This window comes from Marinobacter shengliensis, assembly GCF_003007715.1.
GTDB lineage: Bacteria > Pseudomonadota > Gammaproteobacteria > Pseudomonadales > Oleiphilaceae > Marinobacter > Marinobacter shengliensis.
Genome location: NZ_PXNO01000020.1, coordinates 24,991 through 47,953 on the forward strand (window position 1 = coordinate 24,991; position 22,963 = coordinate 47,953).

The 22,963-nt window shown below is 59.2% G+C and carries 19 protein-coding genes; 8 read left to right on the forward strand and 11 right to left on the reverse strand.

Annotated features, from left to right (window positions below; translation table 11 throughout):
• The 3 genes from glcE to C7H10_RS05755 are packed head-to-tail and all read right to left on the reverse strand — an operon-like array spanning position 1 to position 2,989.
• Positions 1-1,068, reverse strand: a complete 1,068-nt coding sequence (glcE, locus tag C7H10_RS05745; RefSeq protein WP_106694111.1) for a glycolate oxidase subunit GlcE — start codon at positions 1,066-1,068, stop codon at positions 1-3.
• Positions 1,061-2,548 (reverse strand): FAD-linked oxidase C-terminal domain-containing protein, encoded by a 1,488-nt coding sequence (locus C7H10_RS05750; protein ID WP_106694112.1) that lies wholly within the window; start codon positions 2,546-2,548, stop codon positions 1,061-1,063. The genes glcE and C7H10_RS05750 overlap by 8 nt, the downstream gene beginning before the upstream one ends.
• Positions 2,549-2,563: 15 nt before the next feature.
• Positions 2,564-2,989, reverse strand: a complete 426-nt coding sequence (locus C7H10_RS05755) for a GlcG/HbpS family heme-binding protein (protein WP_106694113.1) — start codon at positions 2,987-2,989, stop codon at positions 2,564-2,566.
• Between the two features lie 226 nt (positions 2,990-3,215).
• Here C7H10_RS05755 and C7H10_RS05760 point away from each other — a divergent pair, with 226 nt between their 5' ends.
• From C7H10_RS05760 to C7H10_RS05785, 6 genes are all read left to right on the forward strand, one after another.
• A complete protein-coding gene (locus C7H10_RS05760) occupies positions 3,216-3,977 on the forward strand; it encodes an FCD domain-containing protein (RefSeq protein WP_061330932.1) in 762 nt (253 codons plus the stop codon).
• A gap of 154 nt (positions 3,978-4,131) precedes the next feature.
• Positions 4,132-4,902 carry an ABC transporter ATP-binding protein gene (locus C7H10_RS05765; RefSeq protein WP_061330594.1) on the forward strand — a complete coding sequence of 257 codons (771 nt, stop codon included), beginning with the start codon at positions 4,132-4,134 and terminating at the stop codon, positions 4,900-4,902.
• A gap of 87 nt (positions 4,903-4,989) precedes the next feature.
• Complete coding sequence (locus tag C7H10_RS05770; RefSeq protein ID WP_106694114.1) at positions 4,990-5,742, forward strand: transporter substrate-binding domain-containing protein; 753 nt, start codon at positions 4,990-4,992, stop codon at positions 5,740-5,742.
• Between the two features lie 51 nt (positions 5,743-5,793).
• A complete protein-coding gene (locus C7H10_RS05775) occupies positions 5,794-6,498 on the forward strand; it encodes an ABC transporter permease (RefSeq protein WP_106694115.1) in 705 nt (234 codons plus the stop codon).
• Positions 6,499-6,500: 2 nt separating this feature from the next.
• Positions 6,501-7,223, forward strand: a complete 723-nt coding sequence (locus C7H10_RS05780) for an ABC transporter permease (RefSeq protein WP_106694116.1) — start codon at positions 6,501-6,503, stop codon at positions 7,221-7,223.
• Positions 7,224-7,442: 219 nt separating this feature from the next.
• Positions 7,443-8,495: a succinylglutamate desuccinylase gene (locus C7H10_RS05785; protein WP_106694117.1), complete on the forward strand. Its 1,053-nt coding sequence runs from the start codon at positions 7,443-7,445 to the stop codon at positions 8,493-8,495.
• A gap of 24 nt (positions 8,496-8,519) precedes the next feature.
• Here the strand turns inward: C7H10_RS05785 and C7H10_RS05790 are convergent, their stop codons facing one another.
• Together C7H10_RS05790 and C7H10_RS05795 are read right to left on the reverse strand one after the other, a co-directional pair.
• Positions 8,520-11,546, reverse strand: coding sequence for an efflux RND transporter permease subunit (locus C7H10_RS05790; RefSeq protein ID WP_106694118.1), 3,027 nt, complete (start codon positions 11,544-11,546; stop codon positions 8,520-8,522).
• Positions 11,546-12,628 carry an efflux RND transporter periplasmic adaptor subunit gene (locus C7H10_RS05795; RefSeq protein ID WP_106694119.1) on the reverse strand — a complete coding sequence of 361 codons (1,083 nt, stop codon included), beginning with the start codon at positions 12,626-12,628 and terminating at the stop codon, positions 11,546-11,548. Before C7H10_RS05795 ends, C7H10_RS05790 begins: the two co-directional genes overlap by 1 nt.
• 163 nt (positions 12,629-12,791) lie before the next feature.
• Between C7H10_RS05795 and C7H10_RS05800 the strand changes: the two genes are divergently transcribed.
• Positions 12,792-13,427 (forward strand): TetR/AcrR family transcriptional regulator, encoded by a 636-nt coding sequence (locus C7H10_RS05800; protein ID WP_106694120.1) that lies wholly within the window; start codon positions 12,792-12,794, stop codon positions 13,425-13,427.
• A 9-nt stretch (positions 13,428-13,436) separates the two neighbouring features.
• Here the strand turns inward: C7H10_RS05800 and astB are convergent, their stop codons facing one another.
• From astB to C7H10_RS05830, 6 genes are all read right to left on the reverse strand, one after another.
• Complete coding sequence (gene astB / locus C7H10_RS05805; RefSeq protein WP_106694121.1) at positions 13,437-14,777, reverse strand: N-succinylarginine dihydrolase; 1,341 nt, start codon at positions 14,775-14,777, stop codon at positions 13,437-13,439.
• Between the two features lie 13 nt (positions 14,778-14,790).
• Positions 14,791-16,266: a succinylglutamate-semialdehyde dehydrogenase gene (gene astD, locus C7H10_RS05810; protein ID WP_072676324.1), complete on the reverse strand. Its 1,476-nt coding sequence runs from the start codon at positions 16,264-16,266 to the stop codon at positions 14,791-14,793.
• Between the two features lie 43 nt (positions 16,267-16,309).
• Positions 16,310-17,443, reverse strand: a complete 1,134-nt coding sequence (gene astA / locus C7H10_RS05815) for an arginine N-succinyltransferase (protein ID WP_106694122.1) — start codon at positions 17,441-17,443, stop codon at positions 16,310-16,312.
• A 27-nt stretch (positions 17,444-17,470) separates the two neighbouring features.
• Entirely contained in the window at positions 17,471-18,487 is a 1,017-nt protein-coding gene (locus tag C7H10_RS05820) for an arginine N-succinyltransferase (protein ID WP_106694164.1), read from the reverse strand.
• A gap of 179 nt (positions 18,488-18,666) precedes the next feature.
• Complete coding sequence (locus C7H10_RS05825; protein ID WP_106694123.1) at positions 18,667-19,881, reverse strand: aspartate aminotransferase family protein; 1,215 nt, start codon at positions 19,879-19,881, stop codon at positions 18,667-18,669.
• A gap of 59 nt (positions 19,882-19,940) precedes the next feature.
• On the reverse strand, positions 19,941-21,392 hold the full coding sequence (locus C7H10_RS05830; RefSeq protein WP_106694124.1) for an exonuclease domain-containing protein: 1,452 nt from the start codon (positions 21,390-21,392) through the stop codon (positions 19,941-19,943).
• Positions 21,393-21,575: 183 nt separating this feature from the next.
• Here C7H10_RS05830 and C7H10_RS05835 point away from each other — a divergent pair, with 183 nt between their 5' ends.
• Positions 21,576-22,706 carry a DcaP family trimeric outer membrane transporter gene (locus tag C7H10_RS05835; protein ID WP_106694165.1) on the forward strand — a complete coding sequence of 377 codons (1,131 nt, stop codon included), beginning with the start codon at positions 21,576-21,578 and terminating at the stop codon, positions 22,704-22,706.
• The last annotated feature ends 257 nt before the right edge of the window (positions 22,707-22,963 follow it).

Genomic DNA, 22,963 nt, shown 5'->3' on the forward strand with positions numbered 1-22,963 from the left:
TTACAACCAACTATAAAGGCGGCCAGGATTAAACAGGCCGTCGGGGTCAAACGAGTTTTTTACACCGCGCTGGATGGTTTTCAGCGCTTCTGGTGGCGATTGCATCACCTCGCCCTGGCGGTCGCCGCCGCGGAACAGGCTGACCTGGCCACCCGCTGACCGCGCCAGCTTTTCCATGTCGGCAAGCGAGGCGTCACCCCGATACCAGCGCTGGCCACCCACCCATTCCATCAGCCAGGGGCCGGGCAGATCAGCGGCGGGCGCGGTTGATCCCACTGAAAAGCGCCAGAGGGGTGCCTCGGCATCGGAGAAGAACCCATGCTGCATATCCCGGATCTGCTGCCAGAAGCGGTCACCTTCGTCCAATACATCGCCAGACCATTTGTCGGCGGTGGCCTCTACAGCCGAACGTGCGCCAGACAAACGCAGGTACACCTTGCCATCCACCCAGCAGGCGCCGGTGATGGGCTTGGGCTCACCGGCCCGGCGGTTCATGTAGTCGATCACCTCACCCATGGCCATATCCTGAACCAGGGTGACGGAAGCCGCCGGTTTCGGCATCACTTTCAGGCTGATCTCGGTGATCACGCCCAGGGTACCCATGGCGCCAGCCTGTAACCGGGACACATCGTACCCGGCCACGTTCTTCATCACCTGGCCACCAAAACGGAGGTGTTCACCTTTGCCATTCAGCAGCCGAATACCCAGCACCTGATCCCTCACCGATCCTGTCCAGGGGCGGGCGGGGCCAGACAGGTTACAGGCCAGCGTGCCGCCAATGGTGGAAGACTCAGTGAAACGAGGCGGTTCAAAGTGCAGACATTGGCCTTCTGCCGCCAGCGCTTCTTCAATATCTTTAAGGGGTGTGCCGGCCCGCACCGTCAGCACCAGCTCAACCGGGTGATACTCCACAATGCCCGTGTGGCCGGCCAGGCTCAGGGTGTCGGCGTCTGCGCTTGGCTCACGGCCCATGAACGCCTTGCTGCCACCGCCAACAATATTCAGCTTGTTTCCGTTCTGCCGGGCCTGAAGCACCTGCTCCTGCAGTTGTTGAATCTGATCAGCCATGGCTGGCACCCGCCTGTTCGTGGTTGTGTTGCTTATGTTCGATAGAGCGATATTCCTGGCAGAACCGCAGCGTCGGCACGCCCTTGCCCGGATTCAGGATGCCGGTGGGGTCGAAGGCGGCTTTTACATCGTGGAACTGCTGCAATTCTTCGTCGTTGAACTGCACGGCCATCTGGCGGATTTTCTCCACACCCACGCCATGTTCGCCGGTTATGCAGCCGCCCACTTCCACACACAGAGACAGGATGGCGCTGCCGAAAGCCTCGGCACTCTCGAACTCACCGGGCACATTGGCATCAAACAGAATCAACGGGTGCAAGTTGCCGTCGCCGGCGTGGAACACATTGGCCACCCGCAGGCCAAACCGCTCGGACATGCTCTCCATTTCCAGAAGCACCTTGGCCAGGTGTCGGCGCGGAATGGTGCCGTCCATACAGTAATAGTCAGGCGAGATTCGACCAACCGCCGGAAACGCCGATTTACGGCCTTTCCACAACAGCGCACGCTCCGCCTCGCTGGAGGACGTGCGGATAGACGTGGCGCCCAGTTTCCGGAACACCGCTTCTGCCTCGGCAATGTGTTCGTGCACTTCTTCTTCGGTGCCATCCACCTCGCACAGCAGCAAGGCCTTGGCGTCTCTCGGGTAGCCCGCCTGGCAAAAATCATCAGCGGCAATAATGGCGTGGCCATCCATCATTTCCAGACCACCGGGAATGATGCCATGGGCGATGACACCACCGACCGCATCGCCAGCTTTCTCAACACTGTCGAAACCGGCCATGATCACCTGCGCCACTTCCGGCTTGGGTAACAGTTTGACCTTCACCTCCGTGACCACACCCAGAAGCCCTTCGGAGCCGGTCAGCAGTGCCAGCAAGTCCATACCACAGCTATCGAGCCCGTCGCTGCCCACTGTTACCCGGTCACCTTCGGCCGTGACGATTTCGACACTCAGCAGGTTATGGACGGTCAGCCCGTACTTCAGGCAGTGCACGCCGCCAGAGTTCTCCGCCACATTACCGCCAATGGTGCAGGCAATCTGGGATGACGGGTCCGGCCCATAATACAGGCCGAAATGGGCGGCCTCTTCGCTGATGGCCAGGTTCCGCACGCCCGGTTGCAGCCGGGCCGTCCGGGCCAGCGGGTCAATTTCCAGAATACGGTTAAACTTGGCCAGAGACAGCACCACGCCCTCTTTGTGGGGCATGGCTCCTGCGCACAAACCGGTACCGGCGCCGCGGGCCACCACGGGCACGCCCTGTTCGTGGCAGATTCGCATGACCCGCTGCACCTGCTGTACGGTCTCTGGCAGCACCACCAGCATGGGCATTTCCCGGTACATGGCCAGGCCATCGCACTCATAGGGTTTGAGGGTTTCGTCATCGGTAATGACAAACTCCGGGTCGATAAAGGCCCGGAACTGTTCAGCCAATTCCGTTTTAGTTAACCCCGATTTGGTGGCATGTGATGTGGTTGTCATAACGTTCTCTGATTGTTATTGGCGCTGTTGTTCAAAGTAGTCGATACCCGCCTGGGCACAATCCATGTCCTGTTGCGGGGTGCCTGAACTCAGACCAATCCCGCCAACCACCTCTCCATTCACCAGCACTGGCAAGCCCCCGCCCACCGTGCTTAAACGGCCACCCACTTCGGTATGAATACCGAAGGCCAGATTGCCCGGCACGTTGACCGCGTTGTATTCGTGGGTGGCTTTGCGGGCGGCGGCGGCCGTAAAGGCTTTGTCCTGGGCGATAATGACACTGGTGGTTTTGCCACCGTCCATGCGTTCAAACGCCACCAGGTTGCCGGATTCGTCCACCACCGCTATACACATGGGAACACCGATGTCGCGGGCCTTTTCGCTAGCGCCTTTGATCAGGAGCCGGGCATCTTCAAGATCCAGGCGATGGATGGTTAACATGGCTTCAACCTCGCTGACGTACAATTTCAGAATCTACAAACCTCAGAATACTCGCCATCAGCGCAGAGATCGTCTATCGTTTTAGCAACTGGTCCTACCAGTTTGTTAAATCCCGAAACATGGAATAATTCGTAACCTCCCGCCATTCATGAAGTTTGGCGGTACAGGCAGCCTCAGCAAAAACGGATCCGTACAACCCTAAACTGGTCAGACCAGCAATAAGATCATGGGCATATCCAAAGAAATTTCCTACAAGCTTGAGCACCTGATTCTGGAAGGCGGCCTGGCGCCAGGGCAGAAGATCCCGTCGGAACGGCAGCTCTCAACCAAACTTGGGGTATCCCGATCGGTGGTGCGCGAGGCACTGCATGAGCTGCAGGCCCGGGGCGTCATTGAAACCCGCCACGGAAAGGGCTCGTTTGTTGCCAGCATCGTGCCGGAGTCCGGCGCACAGGGCGCGAACAGCCCGTTGATGTACCTCTATCAGGGCCATACCCGCACCCTCTATGACCTGCTGGAAGTGCGGGAGCAACTGGAAGGCCAGGCCGCTTTTCTGGCGGCACAGCGGGCCACCAATCTGGACCGGCACCGGCTTACCCGGGCGTTCCGCGCGCTGGAAAGCACAGACCCGCTGAGCAACGCCCGACCGGACCACGGCTTTCACCATGCCATTGTGGAGGCCTCCCACAACCCGATCCTGGTGCACATCCTGAGCGGCTTGAAAAACATGATGCTGCTGACCGTTCAGGCCTCGGTTTCTAACCTGAACCCGAAAGAAGACATGCGCCGGAAAATCATGGGGCAGCATCGCCAACTTTACGAAGCCATTATGGCCGGCAAACCTGACCAGGCACGCAAAGTGGCCACCGCCCACGTTCGTTTTGTGCGGCAAACCATGAAAGAAATGGAGAAAGAAGGCGATGAATTGCTGCGCATCCCCGCCCCGGAAGATCTCGCCGATCTGCTGAACGATTCAGGCTCACCGTGAGGTGTAAAATTGTTTGCATTGATCATTGATTAGGCCAGAATGACCAACAGGCAAGTGCTTCGATTTTCACCAAAATCCAACAAAGCGGTATTGATTTCCACGGCAACAGTCCGTAAAACATGCGCCTTTGTATGACAGCCCCAGGAGTCACCCCATGGCGGAATCAGCGCCTCTGATTTGCAGGGACATCCACAAGACCTTTGACAAACTCGAAGTCCTCAAGGGCATTTCTCTGGAAACCCGCAAAGGCGACGTGGTCTCGCTGATCGGCAGTTCAGGCTCTGGCAAGAGTACCTTCCTGCGTTGCATCAACCTGCTCGAAACCCCGACATCCGGCGACATTATCGTGCACGGTGACCCAATCCGGTTCAAAAACAACCGCAAGGGCGAGCGAATTCCGGCAGACAATCGCCAGGTGGAGCTGATCCGGGCGCGGCTGTCCATGGTTTTTCAGAGCTTCAATCTATGGTCCCACATGACGGTGCTGGAGAATATTATTGAAGCGCCGATCAACGTTCTCAAAATCCCGAAAAAAGAAGCCATCGAGCGGGCCGAGGCCTACCTTAACAAGGTGGGCATCTACGAACGCAAGGATTACTACCCGGCCCAGATGTCCGGCGGCCAGCAGCAGCGCGCAGCCATCGCCCGCGCCCTGGCCATGGAGCCGGAGGTGATGTTGTTTGATGAGCCCACCTCGGCGCTGGACCCGGAGCTGGTGGGTGAAGTTTTGAAGGTTATGCAGAGTCTGGCCGAGGAAGGCCGCACCATGATTGTGGTCACCCACGAGATGGCGTTTGCAAGGGATGTGTCAACTCAGGTCCTGTTCTTGCATCAGGGCGTGATTGAGGAGCAGGGTTCACCGGACAAGGTCTTCGACCACCCGGAATCCGAACGCATGAAGCAATTTCTTGCTCCCAAGTTCTGAACTCCGGTGCTATCTTGAAACCGGAAACGGAATAGAAACTTCCATAAAGAATAAAGCCATAACGGCAACTTACTGGAGAAGTGACACATGAAAAAACTGATTGTTGCAGCAAGCTGTGCCCTGGCCATGATCGCCGGCACCGCTCAGGCTCAGGACCGGAACCTGCGCATCGCATTCGATATCCCCTACGAGCCGTTCGAATACCGCGACGAGAACGGCGAGCTGACCGGTTTCGAAGTGGAACTGGCTACCGCCATGTGTGAAGAACTGAACGCCAACTGTGAGTTCGTCATCCAGGCGTGGGACGGCATGATCCCGGGCCTGCTGGCCCGTAAGTTCGACCTGATCATGTCATCCATGTCAATCACCCCTGAGCGCGCCGAGCGTGTACTGTTCTCCGAGCCGTACTACATCACTCCAGGCGGCTGGTTCGGCCCTGAATCGTTCAACACCGACGTAACCGACATGGACGCCATGAAGGGCAAGAACATCGGTGTACAGCGTGGCACCACCATGGACACCTACGTAACCGAAAACATGGGCGGCGTGGTTTCCATCAAGCGTTACACCACCGCTGAAGACATGGTTCTGGACCTGGAAGGCCAGCGTCTGGACGCGGTCTTTGTGGACTACCCGGTGGGCGAGCAAACCATCCTTAACCGCGAAGGTTACAAGGAAGTCGGCGAGTCAGTAAAACTCGGTGACGGTGTGGGCGTTGCCATGCGCAAGCGTGACACCCAGCTGGCCGAAGATATCAATGCCGCGCTCAAGAAGCTGAAAGAAGATGGTACTTATGATGCCATCATGGAGAAGTACTTCAGCTACGACATCAAGATTTAAAAAGACCCCGGGAGCAGCCTGTTGGCTGCTCCCCGCTTTCCGGAACTTCCCATGCTTGATCTGAAAGGCTACGGCCCGGCCCTCGCAGAGGGGGCGGTGGTCACCATTGAGCTGGCCTTCCTCTCGCTCGCTCTCGCAGTCACTCTGGGGTTGCTTGGCGCCTCGGCCAAACTCTCTGGCAACCGGGTACTGACCGGCGTGGCAACCGCTTACACCACCCTGATTCGCGGCGTGCCCGATCTGGTGATGATGCTGTTGTTCTACTATGGCGGCCAGGTGGCGGTGAACGCGCTATCCGATTATTTATGGGAAACCCGGCAAATCGACTTTTTCTTCCAGTTCGATCCGTTCATCTCTGGCGTGGTGACCATCGGGCTGATCTTTGGTGCCTATATGACGGAAACCTTCCGGGGCGCTTTTCTGGCGGTGGATACCGGCCAGATCGAGGCCGCCAAGGCCTACGGCTTTTCCCGCTGGCACACCTTCCGGCGGGTGATGATCCCGCAGATGCTGCGCCATGCCCTGCCTGGTATCGGCAATAACTGGCAGGTGCTGCTGAAGACCACTGCTCTGGTGTCGATCATCGGCCTGACCGATATGGTGCGGGTGGCGGAAGAAGCCGCCAAGGCTGAGCGTATGCCGTTCCACTTCTTTATCCCGGTGGCGGCGGTTTATCTGGCACTGACGGCGGGCTCTGAGTTGTTCATCAAGTGGCTCGACAAGCGGGCCAATGTCGGCGTGGTTCGGGGGAATTGAGGATGCCTGATTTCATTGCCGAATGGTTGAACACGAACGATATCTTCAATGCCATGACCATGATGGAATACTGGGATGGCATGGTGACCACCGTGCAGCTGGTGTTTCTGTCGCTGGTGATTGGCCTGGTGGTTGCAGTTCCCCTGGCGATTCTGCGTACGGTGCGCAATCCGTTTGTGTCTGGTCCAATCTGGCTGTACGCCTATTTGTTCCGGGGCACGCCGCTGCTGATTCAGCTATACATTATCTATTACGGCGTGGCGCAGATTCCGGGCATTCACGAGACCTTCTGGTGGACCATTTTCCGGGAGCCTTTCTACCCTGCCCTGTTGGCCTTTACGTTGAATACGGCGGCCTATACCACGGAGATTATCCGGGGGGCGATTGTGGCGACGCCCAATGGCGAGATTGAGGCGGCCAAGGCCTATGGCATGAACTGGCTGTTGCGAATGCGGCGGATTATTCTGCCCAATGCGGCGCGGCGGGCGGTGCAGGCTTACTCGAATGAGGTGATTTTTATGCTTCATGCGAGTGCGATTGCCAGTGTGGTGACGATTGTGGATTTGACGGGGGCGGCGCGGAACATTTATTCGCGGTTTTATGCTCCTTTTGAGGCGTTTATTTTTGTGGCGCTTTGCTACATGGCTTTGACGTTTATGCTGGTGTTCGTTTTCCGCAAACTGGAAAACCATCTTTTGCGGCATCAGAGGCCTATAAACTCCTGAGTTGTGGCTTTTGGTGCCTGGCCTGCTGGCAGGGCTGGCTTTCGGTTTTGGTGCACGGCCAGCCGGCGGAGCAGGCTTTCCGGGAAACGCTACAAGCACGTCCGTGTGCGCTTCGTTCCGGCCATCCATGGCCTCCAAGATTCCCGGAAAGCCTGCTCCGCCGTCTGACCCCAAACTCATTCAGGGGATTCACGCCTTTCCTTTCCTTGCGGGGAGTCTATGAGCGCTTCAAATCATCTTTTTGACTTCCACCCCGACTGGCTGGCCCATACGCTGGCCAGCGCGTCTTCCGATTTACCCGAAACCAAACACCAACTCCCAGACGGCACGCAGGTTTCCCGTAAGGCCAATGGTGTTTTGTGGCTGACACCGCCAGCGGGGCGGGAGAATCCGAACAAGGAGGCGTTGATTATCTCGGCCGGGGTGCACGGTAATGAGACGGCGCCGATTGAGGTGTTGAACGGGTTGGTGTCGGAATTGTTTGCCGGGCAGTGGCAGTTGGCTTGTCCGGCGTTGCTGATGTTGGGGAATCCGGTGGCGATGTTGGCCGGGGAGCGGTTTGTGGATGTGAACATGAACCGGCTGTTTAACGGGGCTCACAGTAAGCCGGAATATAAGGGCCTGCCGGAGGCAGCGCGGGCGCGGTTTCTGGAGGAGATGTGTCGGCAGTTTGCGATGGCGCATCAGGGGCTGGCGTTGAGTCACTATGATTTGCACACGGCGATTCGGCCGTCGAAGCGGGAGCGGTTTGCGTTGTATCCGTTTTTGGAGGGTCGGTCGGTACCGGCGGCACAGTGTGAGTTTCTGCTGGAGGCGGAGGTGGAGACGCTGTTGTTGCAGCACCGGGAGTCGACGGTGTTTTCGTCGTTCACGGCCAGCCTGCTGAACGCTGAGAGTTTTACCGTGGAGCTAGGCAAGGTGGAGCCGTTTGGCAAGAATGATTTGCGGCGGTTCAGGGGGATTGAGCGGGGGCTTCGGCGGCGGTTTTGTGGCCAGCCGGCGCCTGCGGTTCAGGCGCCGTTTGATCATCTGACGGTGTTTGAGGTGGTGCACGAGATTCTGAATACCGGGCCAGCCTTCCGGTTTCATGTGCCGGATGATGTGGCGAATTTTACCGAATACCAGCCGGGCACGGTGATCTGGGAAGACGACGAAACCCGTTATCAGGTGGGCACGGCGCCGGAGGCCATTGTGTTCCCGAACCGGGCGGTGCCGGTTGGCCAGCGGGTGGGTTTGATGATTCGGGCTAAGGGAAGTTTCGGGGCCAGGTAGCTCGTTACCCGGCCCCGGTCAGGCTCAGGCCGGGGCGTTTTCCGGTTCGGCCACTGGCAGTTTGATCAGTTTGGTGCACACAGACGGGATCACCAGCAGGGTCAGTACCGTTGAGGCCAGCAGGCCAGAGATAATGGCCCAGGCCATGGGCGGCCACAGGGTGGAGCTGGAGAATGCCAGGGGCAGCAATCCGGCAACCGTGGTGGCCGTGGTTAACAGGATCGGCCGGGTTCGGCGTTCAACGGCGGTACGAACCGCATCGCGGATGGCCCTGCCCCGCTCCAGTTCCCGGTCCATCACATCCAGCAGCACGATGGCGTTGTTCACCACAATTCCCACCAGCGCAATCACTCCCAGCAGCGACTGAAACCCGAACGGCGAGCCGGATAACACAAGCCCGGGGAATATGCCCACCGTCGCCAGCGGCACGGTCAGCAGAATCACCCCCACCCGCCGGAATGAGTTGAACTGCAGCAGCAGGAAGAACAACAGCAACAACATGCCGATGGGCGCGGCTTTCAACAGTGCTGTGTTGGCGTCGTTGGAGCCTTCGGCATCGCCCCCCATTTCCAGCCGCGTGCCGGCGGGCAACGGCTGATTCTCAAGAGCCGCATTCAAGCCATCCAGGGCCTGGCTGAAGCTGTAGCCGTCTTCCAGGTTGGCACTCACGGTGTTCACCCGAACGCCGTTGCGCAGGTATCTGGCAGCCGGCTCCCAGGTGGTTTCCACGGTGGCGACAGCGGATAACGGTACGGCATCGCCCCGGTCGTTGTAGGTGTTGACGGACAACAGCCGGGACAGCGACAGGGAGGTACCCTCGCGGGAACGCAGGATCATGGGAATCGGGTCATCTTCCTGGCGATAACGCTCAGCCACCGCACCGAAGCTCTGGCCGTAGAGGCTCTGGGCGACATCCGCCCGGCTCAGGCCATAACGGGCGGCAGTGGCGTCGTCCACGTTGATGGCAATGCTGGGCACACCGATATCCAGGTCGTTACGCACGTCCACGGTACCTTCAATACGCCTCAGCGCGGAGAACACCTGCTCCGTCGCCCGGGTGCGGGTGGCGTCGTCTGCATGGTAAACCCGGACTTCCACCGGTGCGGTCCGGGGCGGCCCCTGGCCGAGGATGCCCGCAGAGATATCCACCTCTGGCATGGACACCGCTACTTCATTCCTGACCCAGTGGATCAAATCGGTGGTGTCGGCCAGGGTGGGTGTGCGGATAACCAGCCTGGCCCGATTGGGCGACTGGGGCGATCGTTGGAGGTTGTAATAGAACGCTGGGCCGGTGAAGCCAACAAACCGGTGCACCTCCAGTGCTTCCGGCAGGGTGCGAATGGCCCGTTCCAGGCGTTCGGCAACTTCTGCGGTGCGGGCCTGGTCGGTGCCCTCCGGCATGTACAGCTCCACGATCACCCGGGGCCGGTCCGCATTGGGGAAGAACTGTTGCGCCATGAACGGAGTCATGGAAAGACTGATGGTGACCAGCCCTGCGCCGAGGATGATCAGGCGCCCGGGATACCGGAACACCAGCCCGCCCAGAAAGCGCGCCAACCCGATCAGGCGATCACCCTGCACGTTTCTGCGGGGTTTGAGGAAACGGGCCGCCAGCAGGGGCACCGCTGAAATGGCCAGAAGGTAACTGACCGACAGGGTGAGCATGATCATCACCGGCACACCCCGGGTGAAATCCGCCGCACCGCCCTTGGCCATCAGCAGGGGTGCAAAGGCTGCCAGTGTGGTACCAGTGGACGCACCGAGCGGGCCGGCCAGCTCGCCAACCGCTTGTTTCAGGGCATCAAGGCGACGCATGCCCTCGTCCAGATGACCCTGAATGTTCTCAACAATGACAATCGCATTGTCGATCAGGATACCCAGGGAAATCACCATGCCGATCACCGCAATCTGGTGCAGCACTCCGCCGCCCAGGTCGTACAGGCCCACGCTGATCAGCGCCACCATCGGCAGTATCGAGGCCACCAGCAGGCCCATGCGAATGCCCATACCGGTGAACACCACGGCAACGATAATCAAAACCGACAACACCAGGCTCCAGGCCAGGTTCACCAGGCGTTCGGCAACCTTGTCTGGCTGGAAGAACATCTCCCGGATTTCATAGGGTTCGAAATCGCCCCGAACCTGCTCCACCCGCTCGCGGATACGCTCGCCAAAGCGAATCGCGTCGGTACTGCCCTCTTCCATGATGATGGACAGCAGCACCACTCGCTCACCATCAAACCAGGTTTCCGGTTGCCGGGGTTCCGCCGGGCCTCGCCACACTTCGGCAGCGGCGGCCAGAGGCACTTGGGAGCCGTCCGGCAGTTCGATAGGGGTTGCGCGAATATCATCTATGTCAGCGAATTCGGTGTTGGGCAACACAGACAGTCGCTTGCCGTCCACCACCACAAAGCCGCCGGGAATGGTCTGGTTGCGCTGGGCCAGGGTGTCCAGCACCCGTTTCGGAGAAATGCCCAGGCGGAACAGTGCGGCGTCGTCCAGGGCCAGGGTGATCTGTTCGTCGGCATCCCCCTCAAGCTCAATGCGGGAAATGCCGGGAATATCCGACAGGTTCTGTTTCAGGCGTTCGGCCACTTTCGAAAGTTCGGTTACCGAGGGCGAGCCACCCACGGCAATCACCACGGCGGGAATATCAATCAGCCGATCATCCAGGGTCATCTGGCCAACATCGTCCGGAAAGTCCTGCCGGGCCCGCTCCATGGCCTGTCGCACACGGTCCCAGGCGGGGTCGGTATCGTAGATATGGTCCCGGAGTTTGAGGCGGGAAAGCGCCACGCCGGTGCGGGCGGTACCGAAGCTGAAATCCAGTTCCTCCACCTGACGCAGTTCATCGGTCAGTGGCCGCAATACCAGGCGCTCAACCGCCTCGGCACTGGCACCGGGATAACTGACGGTAATCATGCCGGCACGATAGGGAAACGAGGGGTCTTCCTGCCGGGGCATGGTGCTGTAGGCCGCAATACCCAACAGGCAAAGCATGGTCACCACCATGCCCAGCAAGCGTTGATAGTTCAGCAGTTGGCGGGCCATCAGCGGATCTCCACCCGGTCACCATCTACCAGCCGGGTAGTGCCGGCGTATACTACCTGGTCACCCGCCTGCAATTCGCCCGGGTGCACCATCACCCGCTCACCAATCACCCGGTCGATTTTAACCGGCACCTGCCGCGCAGTGGCGTCGTCCACCCTGAATACGCTGGTGCCCGAGTCGTTTCTCACCACTGCCAGCAAAGGCACGGTCATGGCAGAGGCCCGCACCGGTGTGATACCCACCTCGACCGGTTCGCCGGAACCCAGGGACTGGGGCGGCAGGCTCACCAAAACCGGGTGCAGCTCACCGCGAATGGAACTACCCTGGGCAATCTCAATCACGGTGCCGGTTTCCGCGTCCCGGTTGCGATCCTGCACGGACCAGACCGGCAACTCCTGCCCCACGCGTACGTGGCTGAGCAGATGGGCAGGCACACGCACCTCCACTTCCCGCCCCAGCGGTGACGACAATCGAATCACCGGCTGGCCGGCAGATACAAATTCATCACGCTCCACCAGCAAGGCTTCCACCTGACCGGCAAACGGCGCTTTCAATACGCTTTCTTCCAGCAAGCGGGTGGCTTCCGCCAGTGAGGCTTCCGCTGTGGCCATACTGGCTCTCAGGGAATCCCGACGGGCGGCGATCTGTTCCAGGTTCTGTTCCGACACCACACCACGCTGGTGCAGCCGGCTGGAACGCTCCCATTCCCGCTGGGCCTGATCAAACTGGGTTTTCAGCTCTTCCAATCGTGCAGCGGCAGAATCACGGGCCGGTTCCAGGGCGGGATTGTAGAGGCGTGCCAGCACATCCCCCGGCTTCACATTCTGCCCCAGCTCTACCGGGCGCTCCCGGAGGGTGCCGCTGAGCTGGAACGTGAGGGTGGCCCGCTGGGCAGCCCGGACAATGCCGGAGAACCGTAAGGGGATTTCTTCCACCTGTCCGCCGGTCACCTCCGCCACGCGTACAGACACCGCAGCCTCCGAGGGGACATCGGCAGTACCACCACGGCAACCAGAGAGAACCAGAACCACCAGCGCCAGGCTAGCGAGAGAGAATGGCGCACCGCGCTTAATGAGAGACATGATGTTCAGCCCCTTTCCCTGAAACGATTGATTGTTGGCCTCCGTTCCTTCGGAAACCGCCGGTTGTTTCCGACATCATGTCATTCTTTGACAAATTGTCAATAATCGGTTTCCATTCACTTTCAGGTATCATGCAGCCATCGCACAGGAAGCCGGGAACACCATGAACGAACCCCTGAAGTCACGACGGGAACGGGAAAAACAGGCAAGGTACGACGCCATTCTGAATGCCGCTGAGCTGGTGTTCTCCGAGAAGGGTTATGAGCGCACGTCCATGGACGACATTGCACGCACGGCCAGTCTGAGCAGGGCACTGCTGTACGTCTATTTCAAGGACAAAGCGGCCATTCAGCGTGGGATCATGCTGCGGGCCGGCCAAAGCCTGGTGACACGTTTCGAAAACGCGCTTGGTTCAGCAGAGACAGGTCTGGCGCAGATCCGCGCCATGGGGGAGGCTTACTATCGCTTTTACCTGGAGGAACCGGATTATTTCTCGGCGCTCACCAAGGCGTCTACCGCCATCGCCGATGCCGACGAAGATCAGACCCGGGAAATGCTCTGCTCCAAGAACGAGCTGATGCAGTTGATGACAGCCGCTATTCACACCGGCCTGGAAGACGGCACCATGAGCCGGGAGCGCATCAGCTCACCGGCACAAACGGCCCTGTACCTGCGGGGCGCCCTGCACGGCGTGATCATGCTTTGCCAATCAGAAGCCACTCAGGCCGGCAGCTTTCCCGCCGATGCCCTGATTCGCCACACCATGGATATGCTGACCCGCTCCATCGCCAGCCAGTAGCGCCGCTCGCTACAACTGGAAATCGTAAATAGAACCCAGCCCCAGAATACCGGTGAGTTCGTCCAGGGCCTTGCGGACTTCCTCCAGCAGCATCGGGTCTGCCAGGTCCTGTTGGTCGAGCTCACTCCGATAATGGGCGTTCACCCAGGTTACCAGGCGGTCGTAGAGTGCATCGGTCAGAATCACGCCCCGGTTGATGGCGTGTAGCTCCTCATCGTTCAACACCACCCGCAAACGCAGGCAGGCGGGCCCACCTCCGTTTCTCATGGACTGTTTCACATCAAACACTTCGACGCTGGTGATGGGGCCATCGCCTTTGACCATCTGATCCAGGTAACGGCTTACTGAAGGCACTTCCCGGCACTCACCGGGCACCGCCAGCAACATGCCGTCGGGGGTATTCAGCAGCTGGCTGTTGAACAGGTACGAGGCCACGGCATCTTCAATGGGCACCTCACTGGCAGACACCCGAACGGCCTCCAGCTTTGCCCCGGTAAGCCGGTCGCTCAGCTCCGCCAGCACCCGGTCTTCCTCCAGAAACGCCAGTTCGTGGTAGAACAGGCAGTTGCCGTTGCCCACCGCAATCACATCGTTGTGGAACACGCCGGCATCAATGGCGGCAGGGTTCTGTTGGGCAAACACCGCGTGGCGGTCATTCAGCCCATGCAGCCGTGCGATGGCCCTGGAGGCTTCCAGGGTTTGCCGGGCCGGGTATTTGACCGGTGCCGGGGCCTGCTCGTTGAAGGCTACCTGGCCATACACAAACAATTCCACACCGGGCTCACCATAACGGCTGCACAACCGGGTGTGGTTGGCCGCACCCTCATCCCCGAAGTGGTTGACCGAGGGCAAGGCCGGGTGGTGTGCAAAGTAGCTTTCGTCCGTAAAAATGGCTTTCAGGGCACGACCGGTCACCCGGTGCTCGATGGACCGGTGAAACTTGGCGCTGAGATTCGCCGGAGTGAAATGTACTCGATGGTCTTTGGTATCCGCACTGGGGGACACCGTCGCCGCATTGGCGGTCCACATGGCAGATGCGGACGACACCGCGGCCAGAATGGAGGGGTCTGTACTCGCGGCCTGCTCCAGCACCTGCCGGTCATTACCGGTAAACCCGAGGGCGCGCAGTGTTGGCAGGTGTGGCCGCTCATGGGGCGGCAAGACGCCCTGAACGTAGCCCCGGTCGGCCAGCTGCTTCATCTTGGCCAACCCTTGCAAGGCGGCCTCTCTGGGATTGGCCACCGAGTTCACGTTGGATTTCGACGCCACATTCCCCCAGGACAACCCTGCGTAGTTATGGGTGGGGCCCACCAGCCCGTCAAAATTCGCTTCAACCGCGTGTTTCACCATAGCAGGCTTCCTGTCAGTCAAATGTCAGGCCGGGCGCCAGGGTATCTGGCATTTCACTCTTGCCAGCCTCCAGCGAGGCCATGGGCCAGGCGCAGTAGTCCGCCGCGTAATAGGCACTGGCGCGGTGGTTGCCGCTGGCGCCCACACCACCAAACGGTGCCGCACTGCTGGCCCCGGTCAGCGGCCGGTTCCAGTTCACAATGCCCGCGCGCACCTCTTCCACCAGCCGGTTATACAGTTTGCGGTCGTCACTCAGAATGCCCGCCGACAACCCGAAACGGGTGTTGTTGGCCAGCTCCAGGGCATCGTCAAAACTCTTGTAGCGGTATACCGTCAGCAGCGGGCCAAAGAATTCCTGATCCTTCAGCTCCACCTCCGTGGCATCGACAATACCTGGTGACAACAAGCCTGTGCCCGGCTTCAGCTGTTTCATCTCAAGCAGGGAACTGGCGCCCTTCTCCAGCATATCGGCCTGGGCCTGCAGCAGCATCTCAGCCGCCTGTGCAGAGATGACCGAGCCCATGAACGGCTGGGGCTCCGCATCAAAATCGCCCACCTGAATACGGGAGGCAACGTCTACAAGCCGGGCCAGGAACTCATCCCCTTTCTTGCCTTTGGGAACCAGCAGCCGGCGTGCACAGGTGCAGCGCTGGCCGGCCGACAAAAAAGCAGACTGGATCGTATGATGTACTGCACCGTCTACATCCGCCACGTTCTGCACAATCAACGGATTGTTCCCGCCCATTTCCAGCGCCAGAATTTTCTCCGGCTGGCCGCCAAACTGTTCGTGCAACAGATGACCAACATTGGAACTGCCGGTGAAGAACAGACCGTCGATCATCGGGTGGCGGGCCAGGCATATGCCGGTATCAGCGCCGCCCTGGACCAGGTTGATCACACCATCCGGCAGGCCTGCCTTTTCCCAGAAACGCACGGTCATTTCGGCAACGCCCGGTGTCAGCTCACTGGGCTTGAACACCACGGTGTTGCCCGCCAGCAGGGCCGGCACAATATGGCCGTTCGGCAAATGGCCAGGAAAGTTGTAAGGGCCGAACACCGCCACCACGCCATGGGGCCGGTGCCGAAGTACCGCATGCCCTCCGGCCACATCCGACTCTGAGTGTCCGGTACGTTCGTTGTATGCCCGGATGGAAATGGGCACCTTGCCAATCATGGCCGCCACCTCGGTGCGGGATTCCCACAGCGGCTTGCCGGTCTCCAGGCCAATCTGATGGGCCAGGGCCTCTTTGTTGGCCTCCAGCTGCTGGGCAAACGCCTCCACCACCGCCTGGCGCTCGGCAAAACTCTTCCGCCGCCAGGCTGCAAATGCAGCCCGGGCCTCGCGAACGGCGGCGTCTACATCTTCCAGGTTAGCGCCGTTGCCGTCCCAGACAGTCTCACCCGTGACCGGCTGTAACGATTCAAATGGCTGCCCGTGGCCCTGAATCCACAGCCCGTCTATAAAAAGATTGCCTGACAGGTTTGCCATTGTTCCTCACCTCCAATTAGGGAATTTGTCAGCGGCTTCGGCGCTAATCCTGACCATGCCGGTTACGATAATGGCGTACCCGGTCGAGAATTTTCTCGTCCTCACTTTCCTGGCCCTTCAGTATATGAATGGGTGACAAAGCGCTTTCCTTCAAGGGCGCAAGACGAACCGGATCTCCGGACTCGATCAGCAGGGCATCCGCCACCTCGCGGGGAATACTCACGGTATCCGGCCCGATACATTCCATGGGCAGGGTGGTTACCCTGAAGTCCCGGAACGACCGGTTTGAAATCATCACGCGCTGTTCCGGTGGCACGTCCAGGTTCATGGGTTTATTGACCACCATGGCGTGGCGATTGATGGATTCCCGCACGGTTCGGATGTTGTTCACGAACGCCTCCACCGCCGGCCCGCCATCAAAAATATCCACCATGCCGTTAAAGTTGAAACCTTCTGCCTGCAACATTTTCAATGCCGGCCGGGTATTATCATGCACCATGCCGATGACCGCCCGCGCCTCTTCCGGCAGCATCGGCAGGTAGATCGGGTACTTGGGCATCAGCTCGGCAATAAAGGACTTGTTGCCAAGGCCAGAGAGCATGTCCGCCTGGCTGAATTCCATGTCAAAGAACTTGCTGCCAAGGGCATCCCAAAGCGGGCTGCGACCGTCTTTATCAGACACGCCACGCATCTCGGCAAAGACTTTTTCCGAGAAGTGCTTGCGAAAGTCATCGAGGAACATGAACCGGCAGCGGGATAACAACAAGCCGTTACCTCCTCCCTGATAACCTCCGGCCAACAACAGCGAACAGATTTCGGTGGTGTCCGTCATATCATTGGACAGGTGCAAGGTGGGTGTACGCACATGCACGCCCAGTTCCCGCGAGGCATTCACCGTAACGCTTAGCCGGTAATTGTAGAACACCTCTTCCAGGCCCACGCGGGCTTCAATGCCGCTGATGCCAACGGTTTTTCCGCTTTGGGTCTCTTCCAGGGCAAACAGATACAGCCCGGCCTCCGGGGCACAGCGCTGGTTGAAGGATTCCCGGGTACGCTCAATCTTACGTTGCAGCAGTTCCCGGTCTGCCGGCAGGGTGGTCAGCCCTTTGCCGGCGTTCTGGGCCATTCCATAAAGATCATCAAGATCGTTTTCCTGCAACGGGCGAATCAACAACATGTTACGCCCTCCCCTGAGCTGGATTAATCATAATGGCGAGATCCTTACCCGGTCGCCGGCGCTCCTGTCCAGTGCACGCCAGGTGCTGACCGGTACTTTTACGTCGTCCGCCAGGGTTTCAGACACCGAGGTCAGCAGGCAGCGGAAGTCTTGCGCTTCTCCCGCCGAGATCAGGCAGGTTTCCCCATCCAGACCCTCGCTACCGTGAAGCGTTTTCGGCTGGCTGGTCACAACGGTTTTCAACGTGTCCGTTCGGGCCTCCAACACCGGACCGCCATCGAAGATATCCACGTAGCAACCGGGCAGAAAGCCTTCCCGTTGCAGCAGGTCGTAATTGGGCCGGGTAAGCGGGTGCGGCTCACCCAATGCCTCTTGCGCGGCTTCGCTGAGTAAGGTCACGTATATTGGGTTCGGGGGCATGAGTTCGGCAATGAAGGTTTTGCTGAGCTGGCCGGAGTGCTGGTCGGCGGTTTCGAAATCCATGTTAAAGAAGTGGCGGCCAAGGCTGTCCCAGAAGGGCACCTCGCCGCTCTCATGCTGTATGCCCTGGATTTCCACTACGGTGCGATTGGTGAACCATTCCCGGTGGCTGGCGATGAACATCATGCGGGCGCGGGAGAGCAGTTCAAAGGCCGGGGTATTTCGCAGGTCCGGTTTGAGGGTGAAGGCGCACAGCAGGGTCAGATCAGTCAGGGCGTGGCTGGGGTACAGCACTTCCACGCGCCGGGAGACGTTGAGTTCGTGGGAGGCGTGGATAAGGTAATCGCGGCGGTAGTTGTAGAACGGTTGGCCGTTGCCTGCCCGGGTGTCTATGCCAGCGGTGCCGGCGAGTTGGCCGGTGTCTGTGTCTTCCAGTACGAAGAGCAGGCGGCGCGGGGTGCTGGTGTCGGTTTTGTTGGCGAAGCTGGCCTGGGACTGTTGGAGTTTTTTTGTCAGGGCGGATTGGGTATTGGGCAGGGTGGACGACAGCCGGCCGCTCTGGGCGCTGGTCAGGTCCAGAATCTGTTGCAGGTCATCCAGTTTGGCTGGTCTGACTCGCCACATGGTCATTACTCCCCGGGTCTAACGGCGACTTTTGATTTGCCGGCCGGGGGCGAGCTGTTCACTCCTTCCGGGAAACGCTACGAGCACATCCCTGTGCGCTTCGTTCCGGCCATCCATGGCCTCCAAGATTCCCGGAAGGAGTGAACAGCCCGCCCCCTACTTCGGGCTATGCCGTCCTGTTACGCCGTCAGTTTTTTCACGGCCGCCTCAAAACGCTCCAGCGCTTCATCAATATCCGATTCCGGAATAATTAGCGAAGGCGCCAAACGAACCACGTTCGCACCGGCGACCAATACCATCACGCCCTCATCCAGGCCGGCGTTGAGAAAGTCTTTGGCTTTGCCCTGCCACTTTTCGGTCAGCACACACCCTAAGAGTAGACCAGCACCGCGTACTTCGGAAAACACTCCGTAGCGTTCGCCGATGTCCATCATGCCTTTGCGCAGTTTTTCGGAGCGGGCTTTGACGCCTTTGAGGATTTCCGGCTGGCTGACGGTGTCGATTACTTTCTGGGCGACGGCGCAGGCCAGGGCGTTACCGCCATAGGTGCTGCCGTGGGTGCCCACGCCAAGGCTTTTGGCGGCGTTGGCGGTGGTGAGCATGGCAGCTACCGGGAAGCCACCGCCCAGGCCTTTGGCGCTGGTGAGGATGTCGGGCACTACGTTGTACATCTCATATGCGTAGAGGTAGCCGGTTCTGCCGACGCCGCTTTGTACTTCGTCGAACACCAGCAAGGCGTTGTTGTCGTCGCAGAGCTGGCGCAGGCCTTTGAGGAATTCAGGGTCTGCGGGCATTACGCCGCCTTCGCCCTGGATGGGCTCGACGACGATGGCGCAGGTTTTTTCTTTGGAGACCAATGCTTTCACGGAATCCAGGTTGTTGAATTCGGCGTGGTGGATGCCGCCGGGAGCCGGTTCGAAGCCTTCCAGATATTTCGGCTGGCCACCGACGCTGACAGTGAACAGGGTGCGGCCGTGGAAGGAACTGGTGAAGGAGATGATTTCGTTTTTCTCCGGGCCGTAGTGTTCCCAGGCGTAGCGGCGGGCCAGTTTGAAGGCGGCTTCGTTGGCTTCGGCGCCGGAGTTGGCGAAGAATACCCGTTCTGCGAAGGTCTGGTCGCACAGGGTTTTGGCCAGACGCAACGCGGGTTCGTTGGTCATGACGTTGGACAGGTGCCAGATTTTTTCCGCCTGTTCCTGCAACACGCCCACCAGGCCCGGGTGGCAATGGCCGAGGCTGGTGACGGCAATGCCGCCCTGCAGGTCCACAAACTCTCGCCCTTCCTGGTCCCACACGCGGGAGCCCTCGCCTCGCACCGGGATGATGTTACCGGGGGCGTAGTTGGGCACCATTACTTCATCAAACAGTTCGCGGGAGACAGGTTCTCTGTTCATGGATCTCTCTCAGTGACTCATTGCTAAGTGACAGGGTGAATGCCCCCATAATACGCCACTCACGGCATAAGAACAGCCGGTTGCGTCAAAGGTGGTAGTTCGATGATTCGATACGGCTTTTTGTCACGGCCCAGCAGGGCTTTGACCAGCAGTTTGTAGGAGTCGAGATCAAAGGTAACGGGGTCAGCCCCCGGTTCAAAGTCGTTCAGTTCCTCCTCGCTGTTCAGGGTGGCGATGTGCACCCAGTTGTAGACAACCAGAATATCGGTGCGGTCGGTGTCGCGGTTATCTTCCACCAGGGCAACAGGCCCGGGCCAGGGCCAGGTTTTCAGGCGCAGGTTGTGGAAGGCGATCTGCATTCTCAGGTTGTAGCGGGTGGGGTCTTCCGCGCCTTCGCAGGCGCCTTTGCATCGGCCCAGGCTACGCTGGAAGCATGGGCCGGCACCGGCAGGCTCCAACCCAAGCAGTTTGCCGCACAGGTCGTTCTTGCCGGCAATGCCGCGGATGGCGCCCAGCGCATCGCGTTTGCTGCGGAACAATCCGAAGTAATCGCTGAGCTGGTCCGGCACCACTTTTCGCGCCAGTCCGGCCTGCAAATAGCCTTCCTTATTGGTTGTCAGTGCGATGCTGACCAGGTTCTTGGCAGCACGGGAGCGGCGGTTATAGAGCGGGTTCAGGCTTTTGATCTGTTTCAGTTCCAGCAACAGAGCGCCCAGCTCACCGGCGGTTTCCGTAAACTCCACCCGGCGCAGGCTTTCGGACATGCGCAATCCCCGGGGAGACTGATGATCTCCGGCGAAATGTGAGGCCACCCGCTGGGCAATGTTGGTGCTTTTGCCCACGTACAGCAGCGCATCATTGTCACCATAAAACCGATAAACACCCGGCCCCTGCGGCAACTCCGCGAAGATCTCCGGCGGCACGTTAGAAGGCGTACTCTGGCGTTGAAGCAGTCGCTGGATGGCCTGGTTCACTGTGTCGGTGTCATGCTCAACCAGAGTGTGCTCGAAGAACGCCAGCATGGCGGAAACATCGCCCATGGCCCGATGACGCTCCACCTGCGGCAGGTTGTGGCGGTTGATCAGGGCATCCATATTGTGGCGGCTGTGTTCCGGGTAAAGTGCCCGGGAGAGCCTGACCGTGCACAACACCCGGGCGCTGAATGCTCGCCCCAGCTTACGGAACTCAGACTTAATGAAGCCGTAATCGAAGCGGGCGTTGTGAGCCACAAAAATCACTCCGGCCAACTGTTCTTCCAGCTCATCGGCAATCTCTGAGAATAGCGGAGCGTCCGCCACCAGCTCGTTGCTGATACCGGTCAGGCGCTCGATAAAGCCGGAGATCCGCGTTTCCGGGTTCAGCAGGGTTTGCCATTCCCCCACCACGTCACCGGCCCGCCAGAACCGGATACCGATCTCGGTAATCCTGTCCCGCTGCGGATTGCCGCCGGTGGTTTCGATATCAAGGAAAGCAAATGTTTCGTTACTGAGAAGCGCAGGTTTCTTTGTCATCTGAGGTATTACGACCATTTGGCAGGGCCGGATGCCAGCATCGTTGCACCATCGAGCTATAGACATTCGTCTAAATAACCACCAATTATGTTTGAATTGTCACAGATTCGTAACTACCTTGTTTTTGGGTCCAACAACAATAAACGTGTGGAGACAACAACGATGCAAAGCAACAAGTTAAGAATGGCAATCCGTGCAACGGCGGCAGTGGCTGTGTTTGGCGTAGCTGGCCAGGCAAGCGCTGTTAGTTTCAGTGCGGGTGATTACGACGTAAGCGTTTACGGTTACGCTCGTATGAATGCCAGCTACGACGTGGATAGCGATCAGGCACTGAGCACTCGCTCAGGCTCATTCGAAGACCTTGCCGGCAACGATAACGCACCTGACGGCCATTTCGGCGCGGATGCGGTTCAAAGCCGCCTCGGTTTCAAGACAGTATCACCGGAAGGTGTAAGCGTTACCGTTGAGGGCGACTTCCGCCCGGGTAACCTGCGCCTGCGCCACGCGTTTGGTGAATACAATGGCGTGTTGATGGGCCAGACCTGGTCTAACTTCAACAGCTTCGTCGGCAACACCTCAACTCTGGATTTTGACTCTCTGCCCGGTTTGGCAGGCCTGCAAGGCCGCGTGGCCCAGGCTCGCTATACCACTGGTCCGCTGTCGTTCTCTCTGGAGCAGCCGCAGAACTCAATTGTCTTTTTCGATCCAGTGGAAGCTGAGTTAGATGATGCGGACAAACGGGACGGCATGCCAGCCTTCACTGCGCGCTTGGAAGACTCCCAGGGCGGGCTTAGCTATTCCGCAGCTGTTTTGGCACACCAACTTACCGTTGACGACGGGGCTGATGACGATAGTGCATTTGGCTTCGCCACCTTCGTTGCCGCCAAGATGGCTCTGACCGACATGATCACCCTGCAAGGTACGCTGACCTACACCGACGGTGCCAACAGCTACCTGTATCGCTCCGGTGAAAACTTCGGTGCCGCCAGCGCCTATGTGGATGGAGACAGCGTTGAAACCATCTCAGGCTACGGCGGCTCCATCGGTGCCGGCATCAACCTGGGCGGTGGCCGCAGTATCAACATTGGCTACGGCTATGTTGAGGTTGACTGGGACGATGCGGTGAGTGATCTCGGTGCAGCAGCAGTTGCTGATCAAAGCGAAAGCAACCAGGCCATTATGGCCAACTACCAGTGGACACCGGTCAAAAACGTCATGATGGGCGTTGAGTACCAGTTCCTGAAGCGTGAAAACGTGGACGGTACCGACGGTGATGCCAGCCGCATCCTGTTCGCTGCGCAGTACAACTTCTAACCCTTCCTGTTAGAAGTTAACTCAGAATTACCCCGGCTTCGGCCGGGGTTTTTCGTTTCAGGTTGGTGCAGTTTGCACCGCCATGAATCACTGCGCTCACTTGCCCCGAATTGCGCTTCACACCAACCCTGAAAACTCAACAAGTTAGCCGTTTCCGCACCTTTGGCACGACTGATGCAATGTTCTGATTGCAAAGCCGGCCTCCGCAACGCTGCCCGGCCTCTACTGTCGCAACCCCATGAGGTGACACCATGAAA